Origin of the sequence: Ruminococcus flavefaciens MA2007 (assembly GCF_000621845.1) — a bacterium.
GTDB classification, from domain to species: domain Bacteria; phylum Bacillota; class Clostridia; order Oscillospirales; family Ruminococcaceae; genus Ruminococcus; species Ruminococcus flavefaciens_E.
The window spans coordinates 290,954-304,716 of record NZ_KK211355.1 but is presented as its reverse complement, the minus strand read 5'-3'; the positions used below and the strand labels follow the sequence as shown (position 1 = coordinate 304,716).

15 protein-coding genes are annotated in these 13,763 nt (G+C 47.9%); 7 read left to right on the top strand and 8 right to left on the bottom strand.

What is annotated here, in order from left to right:
• Nucleotide 1 precedes the first annotated feature (1 nt).
• The 6 genes from T497_RS17785 to T497_RS0114385 all read left to right on the top strand — a co-directional run bounded on the left by T497_RS17785 (nucleotide 2) and on the right by T497_RS0114385 (nucleotide 6,127).
• Nucleotides 2-1,393 (top strand): murein hydrolase activator EnvC family protein, encoded by a 1,392-nt coding sequence (locus T497_RS17785; protein ID WP_196243050.1) that lies wholly within the window; start codon nucleotides 2-4, stop codon nucleotides 1,391-1,393.
• A 68-nt stretch (nucleotides 1,394-1,461) separates the two neighbouring features.
• Nucleotides 1,462-2,634, top strand: coding sequence for a S41 family peptidase (locus tag T497_RS0114405; protein WP_028516223.1), 1,173 nt, complete (start codon nucleotides 1,462-1,464; stop codon nucleotides 2,632-2,634).
• A gap of 186 nt (nucleotides 2,635-2,820) precedes the next feature.
• The gene (greA, locus tag T497_RS0114400; RefSeq protein ID WP_028516222.1) at nucleotides 2,821-3,291 is read left to right on the top strand and encodes a transcription elongation factor GreA; all 471 of its coding nucleotides are present in this window, start codon (nucleotides 2,821-2,823) and stop codon (nucleotides 3,289-3,291) included.
• A gap of 17 nt (nucleotides 3,292-3,308) precedes the next feature.
• The gene (lysS, locus tag T497_RS0114395) at nucleotides 3,309-4,889 is read left to right on the top strand and encodes a lysine--tRNA ligase (protein ID WP_028516221.1); all 1,581 of its coding nucleotides are present in this window, start codon (nucleotides 3,309-3,311) and stop codon (nucleotides 4,887-4,889) included.
• Nucleotides 4,890-4,900: 11 nt separating this feature from the next.
• Nucleotides 4,901-5,158 carry a hypothetical protein gene (locus T497_RS17025; protein WP_037325237.1) on the top strand — a complete coding sequence of 86 codons (258 nt, stop codon included), beginning with the start codon at nucleotides 4,901-4,903 and terminating at the stop codon, nucleotides 5,156-5,158.
• 45 nt (nucleotides 5,159-5,203) lie between these two features.
• The gene (locus T497_RS0114385; RefSeq protein WP_028516220.1) at nucleotides 5,204-6,127 is read left to right on the top strand and encodes a hypothetical protein; all 924 of its coding nucleotides are present in this window, start codon (nucleotides 5,204-5,206) and stop codon (nucleotides 6,125-6,127) included.
• 182 nt (nucleotides 6,128-6,309) lie between these two features.
• Here T497_RS0114385 and rplA read toward each other — a convergent pair whose 3' ends face one another.
• The 5 genes from rplA to rpmG all read right to left on the bottom strand — a co-directional run bounded on the left by rplA (nucleotide 6,310) and on the right by rpmG (nucleotide 8,614).
• The gene (gene rplA, locus T497_RS0114380) at nucleotides 6,310-7,005 is read right to left on the bottom strand and encodes a 50S ribosomal protein L1 (protein WP_024861795.1); all 696 of its coding nucleotides are present in this window, start codon (nucleotides 7,003-7,005) and stop codon (nucleotides 6,310-6,312) included.
• Between the two features lie 123 nt (nucleotides 7,006-7,128).
• On the bottom strand, nucleotides 7,129-7,554 hold the full coding sequence (gene rplK / locus T497_RS0114375) for a 50S ribosomal protein L11 (RefSeq protein WP_028516219.1): 426 nt from the start codon (nucleotides 7,552-7,554) through the stop codon (nucleotides 7,129-7,131).
• 93 nt (nucleotides 7,555-7,647) lie between these two features.
• A complete protein-coding gene (gene nusG / locus T497_RS0114370) occupies nucleotides 7,648-8,175 on the bottom strand; it encodes a transcription termination/antitermination protein NusG (protein ID WP_024861793.1) in 528 nt (175 codons plus the stop codon).
• A 26-nt stretch (nucleotides 8,176-8,201) separates the two neighbouring features.
• Complete coding sequence (secE, locus tag T497_RS0114365) at nucleotides 8,202-8,447, bottom strand: preprotein translocase subunit SecE (RefSeq protein ID WP_028516218.1); 246 nt, start codon at nucleotides 8,445-8,447, stop codon at nucleotides 8,202-8,204.
• 17 nt (nucleotides 8,448-8,464) lie between these two features.
• Nucleotides 8,465-8,614 carry a 50S ribosomal protein L33 gene (gene rpmG / locus T497_RS0114360; protein WP_009984160.1) on the bottom strand — a complete coding sequence of 50 codons (150 nt, stop codon included), beginning with the start codon at nucleotides 8,612-8,614 and terminating at the stop codon, nucleotides 8,465-8,467.
• Nucleotides 8,615-8,928: 314 nt separating this feature from the next.
• Between rpmG and T497_RS0114355 the strand changes: the two genes are divergently transcribed.
• On the top strand, nucleotides 8,929-9,672 hold the full coding sequence (locus tag T497_RS0114355) for a glycosyltransferase (protein WP_028516217.1): 744 nt from the start codon (nucleotides 8,929-8,931) through the stop codon (nucleotides 9,670-9,672).
• Between the two features lie 6 nt (nucleotides 9,673-9,678).
• Here the strand turns inward: T497_RS0114355 and T497_RS17020 are convergent, their stop codons facing one another.
• From T497_RS17020 to T497_RS0114340, 3 genes are all read right to left on the bottom strand, one after another.
• Complete coding sequence (locus T497_RS17020) at nucleotides 9,679-11,331, bottom strand: peptide ABC transporter substrate-binding protein (RefSeq protein ID WP_242840025.1); 1,653 nt, start codon at nucleotides 11,329-11,331, stop codon at nucleotides 9,679-9,681.
• Between the two features lie 325 nt (nucleotides 11,332-11,656).
• Nucleotides 11,657-12,715 (bottom strand): M15 family metallopeptidase, encoded by a 1,059-nt coding sequence (locus T497_RS0114345; RefSeq protein ID WP_028516216.1) that lies wholly within the window; start codon nucleotides 12,713-12,715, stop codon nucleotides 11,657-11,659.
• 235 nt (nucleotides 12,716-12,950) lie between these two features.
• Complete coding sequence (locus T497_RS0114340) at nucleotides 12,951-13,739, bottom strand: helix-turn-helix domain-containing protein (RefSeq protein WP_028516215.1); 789 nt, start codon at nucleotides 13,737-13,739, stop codon at nucleotides 12,951-12,953.
• Nucleotides 13,740-13,763 lie beyond the last annotated feature (24 nt).

The following is a 13,763-nucleotide window of genomic DNA, read 5'->3' as shown; positions in this document are numbered from 1 at the left end:
TATGGAAAAGCTACATATGTTCAAGAAGGTAATATCCTTTGTGACAAGCTCAGCAATCGCCGCAGCATTTATCACATTCGTTCCCGTAAATGAGGGAAAAAGATCAAACAACGCATACGCTAAGACTATTGCAGAAATGCAGGAAGAGATCAAGTCCAATAAGGAAACTATCAGCGAGCTCCAGAATCAGCTTGACGCCCTTGCAGGCAACAAGGCTGAGGAACAGCAGTACCAGTCGGTGCTCAATGAACAGATAAGTGTTATCAGCACTAATATCGACCTTCTCAACAAGGAACTTGAAAATATCAACGCAGACATCGATACTGCCAAGACCAATATCGCCGACCTCGACCAGTCTATCATAGACCAGCAGAACGAGATCGACGCTAATATCGAACTCTTCAAGCAGCGCCTCTGCGCTATGTACGTCACAGGAAACGACAACCTCGCTACAGTCGTAGTAGGCACATCAAGCTTCTACGATATGATGTCAAGAGTTGAAATGGTAAACCGTATCGCTTCCTACGACGAGGAGCTCATAAACGATATCCTCGGAGATATCGACCAGATGGAACAGTCAAAGAAAGACCTTGAGACCGAAAAGCTCGCCCTTGAGATGAAGCTTGAGGAGCAGCAGAAGCGTAAGGAAGAAAAGGACGCTGAGATCGCTGTTCTCAACGAGAAATACCAGCAGACTCAGAACGAGATAGACCGTATCTCTCAGGAAGAAGCTATGACAGCTGAAAAGAAGCGCGAACTCGAAGCTATGAACGCTGAGTTCGATGCAGAGATACAGGCTGAGATCGCTCGTCAGGCTGCGGCTGCACAGGCTGCATATGAGGCTGAGCAGGCAAGACTTGCCGCTGAAAGAGCTGCTGCTGCACAGGCTTCGGCTTCACAGGGCGGTTATCAGAGCGCATATACTGCTGTTGATTATCAGCAGCCCGCATATATCCCTGCACCTTCTGCTTCGGGATTTGCATGGCCTGCACCGGGATTCTGCTACATCTCCAGCTATTACGGTCCGAGATGGGGCTCTTTCCACGGCGGTATAGACGTAGGTGACGCAGGTATCCACGGCGGTGCAGCCTGCGCTTCAAAGTCAGGTACTGTCATCACTGTATGCAACTCATGCACCCATGACTACGCTAAGAACGGAAGCTGCGGCTGCGGCGGCGGCTACGGCAACTATGTCGTTATCTCTCACGACGGTACATATTCTACAGTTTACGGACACCTTGCTTCTGCTTGTGTTTCTGTAGGTCAGTATGTAAATCAGGGAGATGTTATCGGCTACATCGGCTCTACAGGCTGGTCAACAGGCGCTCACCTCCACTTTGAGGTACGTGTGAACGGAAACCGTGTTGATCCTCTGGGCTACGTTAGTCCGTAAAATATAACAACGATAATTCAGGGCAGTTCAAGCAACTGCCCGAATTTTTGTCAGAAAGCGATGATAATATGAATAAGAAAATCAGTCTCGGTCTGGCGCTGAGCCTTATCGCTATCGCTTCTGCGGTAACGTTTATACTGACTTCCTTTTTCTCGCTGCAAAGCTTCAACACCAAGGTAGTTGACGTAAACGAAAAGGCAAAGAAGTACAATTCGCTGCAAAGTCTGGATTCCTACGTCCGCGAGAACTTCCTCGGCGATATCGACGAGAACAAGCTCAGCGACGGTATCCTAAAGGGCTATATCTCGGGACTTGACGATAAGTACTCGAAGTTTCTCTCAGAGGAGGAATACCTCGAAGAAAAAAGCGAGGACGAGGGACAGCTCATCGGTCTCGGTCTTGTCCTTGACGAGGACGAGAGCGGCTATATCCGTATCGCAGGTATCAACAACGAGTCACCTGTGGAGGAAGCAGGTCTCCGCGAGGGCGATATAATCACCATTATCGACGGTATCGACGTTCTTGAGGCTGGCTTTGACGAGTCCGTTGAGGCTATGCGAGGCGTCGAGGGCTCGGAGATAAAGCTCACTGTCCGCAGAGGCGGCATAGACAGGGATTATACCTTTACACGCCGCTCTATGGAGGTAACTACCGTCAGCGGAAAAATGCTGGACGAAACTATCGGCTATATCGAGATAAACAACTTCAAGAAGAATACTCCGCAGCAGTTTTTGGATACTCTCGAAAGACTCACCTCAAACGGCGCCAGGGCGCTTATATTCGACGTCCGTGACAACAGCGGCGGCATGGTGGATATGCTTTCGGACTGTCTCGATCCTCTGCTCCCCGAGGGAGTTATCGCAACTGCGGAATATAAGGACGGCCACAGCGAGACGCTTATATACTCCGACGATACGAAGCTTGATGTGCCAATGGCTGTCATCGTCAATAAGAACACTGCCAGCGCAGCAGAACTCTTTGCGGCTTCTCTCCGTGATTTCGGCGGAGCTAAGCTTGTAGGCGAAAAGACCTACGGCAAGGGCGTTATGCAGAAGACCACTGAGTTCAATAACAACGGCGCGGTAGTTCTTACCGTGGCGAAGTATAGGACTGCGGTATCCGAATGCTACGACGGCGTGGGACTTGTCCCCGATGTGGCGGCTGAAAAAGGCAGCACCGAGGGCTTCGATATGCAGCTTCAGGCGGCTGTTGATGCTATAAGTCAGGAAATTATGCAGTAATTAGTTTTGCAGGGGCGGATATCATCCGCCCTTTTGATTTACTGCCCCTACAGACTTAGTTCTTAGCTCTTAATTCTAATCCTGTTCTTAGCTCTTAATTCTAATCCACACTTGACTTTTTCAGCGTAATATAGTATAATATTATGTAATGCTATTTATTTATCAAATATAAAGGAGTGCATTGATATGGCTACAAAGAAGATGTCCAGAGAAAGCTACGACAAGCTCGTCGCTGAACTCGATGACCTTAAGATCAATAAACGTAAGGAAGTCGCTGAAAGACTTAAAGTTGCACGTTCCTACGGAGACCTCTCCGAGAACGCTGAGTACGATGAGGCTAAAAACGAACAGGCTATCCTCGAAGCTCACATTCAGGAACTCCAGTATACTATCGACAACGCTGAGATCGTTGACGACGAGAGTATCTCCGTTGACGAGATCGGTATGAGCTCCAAGATAACCATTAAGCGCGTTGATACAGGCAAGATAGAGACTTTCACTATCGTTGGTACTAACCACGCTAATGTACGCGAGGGACTTATCTCAGACGAGTCTCCTATCGGCAAGGCTGCTATGAAAAAGAGAGTCGGCGATATCTTCATCGTTGAAGCTCCCGCAGGCGAGCTGAAGTTCGAGGTCGTAGAGATCTCCAAGTAATCGAAAGGACGCATAAAATGAGCGAAAATCAGGTAAATTCACCTGTTCAGGCTGAGGAAGAGCCTGCTCAGGATATAAACGTATTAAAGAAGGACAGACTCGACAAGCTGGCTGACCTCCGCGAACTGGGACACGATCCCTTCGTCATCACAAAGTTCGACGTAACAGGTCACGCTGCCGACTACAAGAAGGAGTACGAAGCCAAGGAAGCTGAGATACTTGCTGCCTGCGGCGACGACGAGGAGAAGAAAACTGCCGAGCTTGAAAAGCTCAACGAGAATATTATCCGTATCGCAGGAAGAATTATGAGCTGGAGAGATATGGGTAAGGCTAACTTCATCGACGTCCGCGACAAGTCCGATCGTATACAGGTATACGTTCGTTCAAACGACGTTGGCGCAGACCTCTTCAAGGAGTTCAAGAAGAAGTGGGATATCGGCGATATTATCGGCGTTGAGGGCTATGTTTTCAGGACTCGCAAGGGCGAGATCTCTATCCACGCCAAGAATATCACCCTCCTTACAAAGTCCCTCCTTCCTCTCCCCGAGAAGTGGCACGGACTCAAGGACACAGATACAAGATACCGTCAGCGCTACCTTGACCTCGTTATCAATCCCGAGGTAAAGGATACATTCATCAAGCGCTCAAAGATAATCTCATCTATCCGCCGCTACCTTGACGATCAGGGCTTCATGGAGGTCGAGACTCCTATGCTGGTATCCAATGCAGGCGGCGCAGCTGCAAGACCTTTCGAGACACACTACAATGCTCTCGATGAGGACGTTAAGCTCCGTATAAGCCTTGAGCTCTACCTCAAGAGACTTATCGTCGGTGGTCTTGAAAGAGTTTACGAGATAGGCAGAGTTTTCCGTAACGAGGGCGTTGACACCCGTCATAACCCAGAGTTCACACTTATGGAGCTCTATCAGGCATATACCGACTACTACGGTATGATGGACCTTACAGAGAATATGTACCGTCACGTTGCTCAGGAGGTATGCGGAACTACCTGCGTTCCTTACGGTGAGCACATGATAGACCTGGGCAAGCCTTTCGAGCGCCTCACTATGATAGACGCAGTCAAGAAGTATTCAGGCGTTGACTTCAACGAGATAAAGACTCTCGAAGAAGCACGCAAGATAGCTGATGAAAAGGGCGTAGAGTACGAGACTCGCCACAAGCGCGGCGATATCCTCAACCTCTTCTTCGAGACCTTCGTTGAGGAGCACCTCATTCAGCCTACTTTCATCATGGATCACCCGATAGAGATATCTCCTCTTACCAAGAAGAAGCCCGACGCTCCCGACTATGTTGAGCGTTTCGAGCTGTTCATCACAGGCCGTGAGATGTGCAACGCTTACTCCGAGCTCAACGATCCTATCGACCAGCGTGAGCGCTTCAAGGCTCAGGAAGAGGCTCTCAGTCAGGGCGATGAAGAAGCTAACCGCACAGACGAGGACTTCCTCAATGCTCTTGAAATTGGTATGCCTCCTACGGGCGGTATCGGCTACGGAATCGACCGTCTGGTAATGCTTCTCACAAACAGCGCTTCTATCAGAGACGTACTTCTCTTCCCGACACTTAAAAGCCTTAACTAAGGAGCTTACGTATGAAAAAGAGATCACCTACTAAAACAGCATGGCTGTCAGTTCTTATAATGTTTATCGGAGTAGCTATCGGATTTTGTTCCCTTTTCTTTCTGGATAACAAGCCAATGTCAATGCTGGTAATTATTATTGCTATAGCTGTTTTTGTGGCAGGTATTATCGTAAATTTAGCTTTAGTACGCTGTCCGCACTGCGGTTATCACCCCGGAAGAATTTGCGGTCCGAAGTGTCCTCACTGCGGAAAGGATTTAGAAGAATAAACCATACGGGCGGCAATTGCCGCCCGTTATCGTAAGGAATATACCATGAAAGATAAAGAAAAAAATACCGAAAGTGTTTCCAAACAGGACGACAAAGTCGAGATAAACAAGAGCTTTTTCAAAGTAAACAAGGAACTCCGCCAAAAACAAGAGGAAGAACAGGCTAAAAAAGAGCAGATGATCGCCGAGCAGTACGCTCAGCGCGAGAAGGAAAAGCAGGAAGCCTACGAGAAGAAGCTCCACGATGAAAAAATAGAGCTTATGCGCTTAAAGCAGGGTATCGTCGAGGAAAGCGAGACTATCCACGAGGAAAAGGAAGAGGAAATAAAGCTGTCTTTCGGCAAGAAAATAGCCAATTTCTTCTACCACAACAAATGGTGGCTGGGACTGGGAGTTTTCTTCATTGTTCTGGGTTCATACCTTGTATACGATATACTGTCCAAGCCAAATCCCGATATGGTCATACTCATGCTCTGCGACAACAACGCTGTGGGAACCTCCACATTCCTCGAAGAATACTTTGAGGAGTACGCCGACGACTTCAACGGCAACGGCAAGGTGCTGGTAACCGTGTACTATATCCCCTACTCCAACGACGAGTATCAGGACTACATCAACGGCGTATCCACCAAGATAACAACCTTCCTGAACAATGCAGACGGCGTCATGATAATCGGTAATAAACTGACCGTGGACGACCTGCTCCCTGCGGAGGAAAGCTTCGTTGACCTCAGTACCCTTTATCCCGATGATCCTCATGTGGATAAATACTTCTACTACATCAAGGATACGAAATTTGCCGAGCACATCGGCGTTTCTCCCGACGCTATCACTGATGATATGTTCTTTGCTCTCCGTAAGCCCAAAGACGTTATGAACGACAGCAAGGAGAAAATGCAGGAGACCTACGATAAGGACTTCCCTGTTTTCGACAAGGTGGTAAAGGCACTTTCCAGCGAAGAGGAATAATAGAACTTAGAGCTTAGAGCTAAGAACTAAGAATTAAGGGATGCCATGGCGTCCCTTTTGTTTTATGTGTAGGGGCGGCGGAACGCCGACCATACATGACGTTTACGCAGACGGTCAATGGTCGTCCCTGCAAAACACAAAAGGCTTCACGTTTGTGAAGCCTTTGATATTTGTCTTAATGATCAGACACCGTACTTAGCTGTAGCAACCGGAACACCGGGGCCCATTGTTGAAGTAACTGTGCAGCTCTTGAGGTAAGTACCCTTAGCAGCAGCAGGCTTTGCCTTAACAACAGCCTCCATAAGTGTGTTGAAGTTCTCTTCGAGCTTAGCAGCACCGAATGAAGCCTTACCGATCGGGCAGTGAATGATATTTGTCTTATCGAGACGATACTCGATCTTACCAGCCTTAGCCTCTGTAACAGCCTTTGCAACGTCAGGTGTTACTGTACCAGCCTTTGGGTTTGGCATAAGACCACGAGGTCCGAGAACCTTACCGAGACGACCAACGAGTCCCATCATATCAGGTGATGCGATAACTACGTCGAAGTCCATCCAGTTTTCCTTCATGATCTTGTCAACGAGGTCCTGACCGCCAACGAACTCTGCGCCAGCGCCCTGAGCAGCCTCGTACTTGTCTTCCTTACAGAATACGCATACTCTAACTGTCTTACCAGTACCGTTAGGAAGTACAACAGCACCTCTAACCTGCTGGTCAGCGTGTCTTGAGTCAACGCCGAGACGGATGTGAGCCTCTATAGTCTCATCGAACTTAGCCTTTGCGTTCTTGCAAACGAGGTCGAGAGCCTCTGTGGAATCATACTGCTTAGCATAATCAACAGCCTTAGCGCTGTCAACATATTTTTTGCCGTGTTTCATTATATTTCCTCCTATTTAAGTGGTAATACCGAGAAGCTTATAGCTTACCCGATTAGCGGAATTTTCCTCCCACCAATAGAACTCTGAACGGGGATATCCCCACTTCATCATTCATTAAATTGATTAGTCAACAACTACAACGCCCATTGAGCGAGCTGTACCAGCGATCATGCTCATAGCTGCCTCGATAGAACCAGCGTTGAGATCCTGCATCTTTGTCTCAGCGATCTTCTTGATCTGCTCCTTAGTGATGTTTGCGACCTTAGTCTTGTTAGGTACTCCCGAACCGCTGTTGATGTTGCAAGCCTTCTTGATGAGGACTGCTGCGGGTGGAGTCTTAGTGATGAACGAGAATGAACGGTCTGCGTAAACAGTGATTACAACAGGGATTATCATACCGATGTCGTTCTTTGTTCTCTCGTTGAATTCCTTTGTGAATGCCATGATATTAACACCGTGCTGACCGAGTGCCGGACCAACAGGTGGTGCAGGAGTAGCCTTTCCTGCTGCGATCTGAAGCTTAATGTAGCCAACTACTTTCTGTGCCATGTATTCGCACCTCCATAAATGTGGTAAATGGCGAGGCAAGAATTATTTTACCTCTCCCACTGAATCCATACTGCGGATTCTTTTTGACCTGAATTAGTCCTCCACCTTAACTACCTGATTGATAGGCAGAGTTGTGGGGGTTTCACGACCAAACATTGAGACAAGAAGGTCTACAGTGCGGTCGTCGATATTGATGTTCTGAACAACGCCGATAAATCCGTCCATAGCAGTACCCGAGATGCGCACGCTGTCGCCGACCTTGAAGTTGACGGTAACGGTTGCGACTTCGAGACCGAATAGCTTCTGAACTTCCTCCTCTGAAAGGGGTGTGGGCTCTGAAGCAGGACCTACGAAGCCTGTACAGCCTCTGGTATTTCTAACGACGTACCATGAATCGTCGTTCATGATCATCTTGACGAGAACGTAGCCCGGATAGGTCTTACGCTCTACTTCTTTGGTTTTGCCGTCTGTGATCTCAGTAGCTTTTTCGGTAGGAACTCTTACCTCTTGGATAAGTTCATGAAGCTTGCGGTTTTCTACGACCTTTTCAATATTCTGGGCAACCTTGTTCTCATAGCCCGAATATGTGTGTATAACGTACCACTTAGCTGCTTCTGACATAATATTCCTCCTGATTCCCTTAGAAATTAGCCTGCGTTATAGATAAGACGCAGTAAACCGAGAAAGCCCTGGTCGATAAGTCCAACGAGGATAGCTGAACCAACAATAACGCCGAGAACGACTGAAGTATTGTTGATAACTGTCTTCTTGGTCGGCCAAACCACTTTTTTGAATTCGACTTTGAGGTCCTTGAACCACTTGCGGATCTTGCCGCCTTCTTTTTTCTCGGACTTCTTTTCTGACTTCTTCTCTGAAGTTGTATTCTTAGCCATAAAAATACTCCTTCCGATTACTTTGTTTCCTTGTGAAGAGTATGCTTTCTGCAGAATTTGCAATGCTTCATCATTTCAATTCTGTCCGGGTCATTCTTCTTGTTTTTCTTGGAAACATAGTTGCGCTGCTTGCACTCTGTACAAGCTAAAGTAACCTTTACTCTCATATCGGCACCTCCTGAATTAGTACTTCCTTTGTTACCAAAGGTAGGTTGTTTGCCTCCCTCGCACGGGGACAAAAAAATAAACCCCCAACGAGGTACTAATATTATAACACATATATTCCCGAAAGTCAAGCCTTTTTTCAAGTTTTTAGTGATTAGTGCATAGTGATTAGTGCAGCGGCGCACATTGTGCTCCCGATGAATCATAATGCATAAAATCCGCTCCTTTTTGCCAGCCTTTAGCCGTTCTCACGGTGTTGACACACCTCGTCCCATATATTATAATGAATATAACAAATGTCAAAGGAGCTGATAATATGTCCGATAATATCAAGGTCTCGGTGATAGTCCCTGCACATAACGAGGAGAAATACGTTGTCAGGTGCATAAACTCCGTAAAACAGGCAGCAAGCCGTGTAAAATGCGGAGTTGAGATAATCGTGGTCTGCAACAGATGTACCGACCGCACTGCCGAACTCGCAGCAGAAAACGGAGCCCGTGTAGTCACCGACGAGAGCCGATGTATAGCCACAGTCCGCAACACAGGCATAAAAGCCGCCCGTGGAAAGGTCATAATGACTATCGACTGCGACAACCGTATGACTGAGGATACTATCCGCGAGGTACTCGGTATGCTGAACAGCGGCAGGTATATCGGCGGCGGAGCGCCTCTGCGCTTCGAGCGTTACTCCTTCCCCTTATGGCTCAACGATATGATGTGCAGGGCAGGCTTTAAGCTCACAGGGCTTTACTGCGGCATATTCTGGGCAGAGAAGTCCACCTTTGAAGCTATCGGCGGCTTTGCCGACAAAAAGGCAGGCGAGGATATCGCAACTGCCAAGAATATGAGAGCCTACGGCAAAAAGCTGGGCAAACGCTACGGCTGTCTCCGCAGGAACCACCTTATCAACTCCACGCGAAAATACGACGATATGGGAGACTGGCTGTATTTCAAGCTCATCTTCAAGAACGCAGGAGCCATGATAAAGGCGGCTCTCGGTGACCGCACCGATTATGACAAGCTCATGGACGAGCTCTTTTACGATTACAACGGCAAATAGCGCCTTTTAGCTGTAATTCTTGGCGATTCTGTAGTCCACAGAGCCGGTGAAGGGATCGTATATGATGTCCTCGTTGTCCTTGTTGGCAACGATGTAGGAATTCTTGTAAAACAGCGGTATGAAGCCGTACTGCTCAAGAAGAGCCTTTTCTGCGGCGGCATAGCTGTCCACGAGCTGATTCACCGATGGGCACTGCATTATGCTCTCGGAGCTGTTCAAGCCGCCCTTTGCGCTTCTCAGGCACTCGTTCTCATCAAACTCGCCAAACACAGCAAGTCCGCTGTTGAAATCAGCTTTCAGCGGATACAGCGCGATACTGTAATCACCGTTGGCGATACGCTCGTTGAACTCCTTTGAGGTCAGGTCTTCGATGCCTATATAGATACCAAGGCTTTCCTGACAGCCCTGCGACAGCAAATGGAGATACCTCGAATCAACAGTGCTGGAGTCAACTATTATCTTTACACTTTCCACGGAGCTGATCTTCAGCTCCTCTTTTGCTTTTGCAAGGCACTGAACAGCCTTTTCCTTGTCGAACATATCGAACTGCTTATCAGAAGCAAGGTCACGGTAGCTTCTGCCGAGGATATCCACAGCAGGCGGAATGATACCGTAGGCTATCTGCAAGTCGCTGTCAAGCTGACCTCTCAGCGCCTCTCTGTCCGCAGAAAAAGCAACTGCCTTGCAGAGCTCCTTGTTCGAGTACAGCTTATCCTTGGGATTGAAGATAAGTCCGAGGGTAGTAGCCTTTTGTCCGACAATGCTGTACTTTCTGGGATTGTAGCCGCCAACCTTCATAGCGGTAAAGCATTCGGTCTCCTCTTCCTTGAAGCACTGACGAACCTCAGCTTCACTGTCCTGTATGGAGAAGCTGACAAAGCTTGGGAGCACCTCGTAGCCGTCGCGCTCGTTGGCTGTATTCTTGCGCATATATAGGATATTGTTGCTTCCGTAGGGATCGTAGAACCACTGGCGGACATAAAAAGGTCCGTTGGACATTACCGACCTGTCGTCGAGACCGTATCTGCCCTTGGTGGAAATGAAAAACTGCTCATTGCAGGGAAAAGCCGCAGGAGTTGTCAGAAGTCCGAGGAACTCCGCACAGGGATATTCCAGTGTTATCTGCAATGTAAAGTCGTCAAGCGCCTCAGCGCCTACTGCTTCGGTAGAATAGCCGCCCTCCATTACACGCTGACTGTTCTTTATGCAGGTGAAATCACGGGCATATGGGGAATGCATTTTCGGATCGAGAAGTCTTCTGAACGCAAAAACGTAATCATTGGCAGTTACAGGAAAATACTCGTCGTCTCCTATGGCGTCGTCCTCATTTGTATCGAAAAACCAGTAGTTATCGTCTCTCAGGTTGAATGTATAGACACAGCCGTCCTCGGACACGGTGTAGTCCTTGGCGTTACAGCAGACGATACTGCCGCTTGAGTCTTTCATAACGAGACCGCTGTACAGATTCTTTATGACAGTAGCAGACGAGGGATCGCCTGCAAACTGGGGATCGAGGCTCCGGGGATTGCCTGCCAGCGCCGCTCCGTACATATGACCTGCGCCGCTGCCGCGTTTATCGTCATCGCCGCCGCAGGCTGTTATTCCGCCTGCTATCATAGCCGCACAGGCAGTAATTGCAATTATCTTTCTCTTTTTCACATTGTTCTCCAATCTTTCTCAGAAATGCATATGAATGGGATTCCAAAGGGACTGTGTTCCTTTGGCGAAGTCCAGAGGCAGCGCCTCTGGTGGGGCGTGGGGCAAAGCCCCGCAGTTACAAAGCGCTCCGCAAAGGGTGAATTGAAAAACAGTCCGGTGGACTGTTTTTCAAGAGGGAACGCCCTGCAAGTGAGGGCGTTCCCTGAAAGTCACATATTATCTAATGGGACGTCGAGGACGCAGTCCCCTACATCTTGTGGAACGCCGAGAACGGCGTTCCCTACTCAAACCAAAATAGTCCCCCATAGAGGGGGACATTTTTGCTTTAATTCATGCTGACTGTTACAATAAATCCGTCAGCGTTGTTTCCCGATACGGTATAGGTCTTGTTCGACGGAACAGGCACCTCTGTATCTCCTGTCGGATTTGCAGGAGCATAGTATATCTGATAAAGCTTCTTGCCTACTGTCACCTCAATGGGTTCGTCCTTAGTATGCTCTTTAAGCTTGTTGATATACTCCTCAAGGCAAAGGGAATTCTGCTTCATATACATAGCGTGAGGAGCTCCCACGTATCTGTATGTATAATCTCTTGCACGCTCGCGGGTGTAATTTTCCTTACCCTCGGGGAAACGTACTACAAAACCGTATTCTGCGGCGTGCTCGTCGATGTAGCTGTAGACGCCTGTTGGCGAATAGTAGCCCGAGCTCGAACCGTCAGACGGTGCGATTATAATGTCGAGGGATCTTCCTGTGTGGTAATCGGAATGTCCGCCCTGGAACTGTGAATTGCCGTTGTAGTACTTATCGTTCTGCTCCTCGGCAGTACGGTAACCGCCGATGACATAGATATCGGAATTCTTACTCTCAGCATAAAACGCATTCATAAGAGCTGTAAACTGCTCGAGAGTCTCCTTATCGAGAGAAATAACTCTGTCGCTTACGTGGAAGGCAGTGCCGTCTATAACATCGTAAAGAACAGCTAAGTCGATATCACCCTCAACGAACTTGTATTCGTGTTCGGTATTTACAAGCAGAAGATTACCTGTATTTATATCGGCTGCCTTATGTATCTCGGTGGTATACTGAGATTCTGACGGCTTCTGACCGTCTGCTGTACCTGAAAGTATAGCGTTTGTCTCATTGCTTGATTCAAGCTTGTCTATTATTGATGATTGCTGAGTATTGTCAGCGGTTGTTGTCGTTGCCTTTGTATCGGAGTTTTTGTTCTTTCCCTTGCCCGAGCAGCTCTTAACGCATGACGAAAGTATCACGATAAGTACTATCAGAACAAGGATAACCGCAACAAGTCTGTCATATCTTATTTTATATCTCTTTGACACCTTATCTCTTTTGCGGTTTCTTCGCTTATCTCCGTTAGTCATAAAACGAAATCGCTCCTTAAAGATTATTCGGTTTTTATCGGCAGTCCCCAAGGTTCTGCCTGTCCTATATCATTGCACAAAGAAGTGCGAAAAATGTCGTAATCAACTTCTATTGAGTATTATATCACAATTTTTTGTACTTGTAAAGTGTTTTTTTTATTTTTTGCACTAATAATTTATAGATTCTTGTAACATAGTGCACGAAGAGGCTTGAAATGTCCACAAAAAACTGTGGTCAATCCGAGTTTTTCACTCTTCTTCTGTACTCTGAGGGAGTACAGCCCTTATGCTGTTTGAACTGCCGCATAAAATAGGACTCGCTGTCGTATCCGCAGGTCTCGGATATGGCAGTTACCGAAAGGTCGGTGTTTTTCAGAAGCTCCGACGCATGGATAAGACGGCTCTCTATGATGTCCTGTCTGAACGTAACGCCGAATGCCTCGAAATACAGGCGGTGGAAGTATGTCCTGCTTATCTGCATATCCTCGCACATTTCCTCCACTGACCAGCTTGCAGTTGGATCGTCGTACACAGCCTGACGTAGCTTTTTCAGCTCGGCATACCGCGGTATATTCTCCTTTGGATCAACATCGGCGCTGTCTGTGATATCGCTCATGGCAATGAATATGATACGCATGGAGAGCTCCATGAACTCGCTGAAATGCTTTCCGCGGTGCATGGACTGCGTCCTCATCGAGCGCAGAGTGCTTACGATAACGAAATCGTCCTTGAGCTCCACAGGGATATCCTGAGTGATGTTCATAGAACTGATGTACTGCCTGTCGGCGGCAGAGGTCTTGAAGCTCACAAGGTCATAGCGGAGCGGCTTGCCGTTTACGGAGCGGAAGCTCTGCTTGTAGCCGCTGGTAAGCAGGGCAGCAGAGGACTTTGCAGTCTGCTTCTGAACTCCCCCGTCCATGTAGGAGACAGGCGTTCTGAAGAACAGCAGCACGGGATCGGCACCCATTTCACCGCCTAAAGCGGTGTCGCGCCTGCAATTGAGCAATATGCGGTTTATCTTCAAGTGCCTCACCCCTCTGAATTTTTA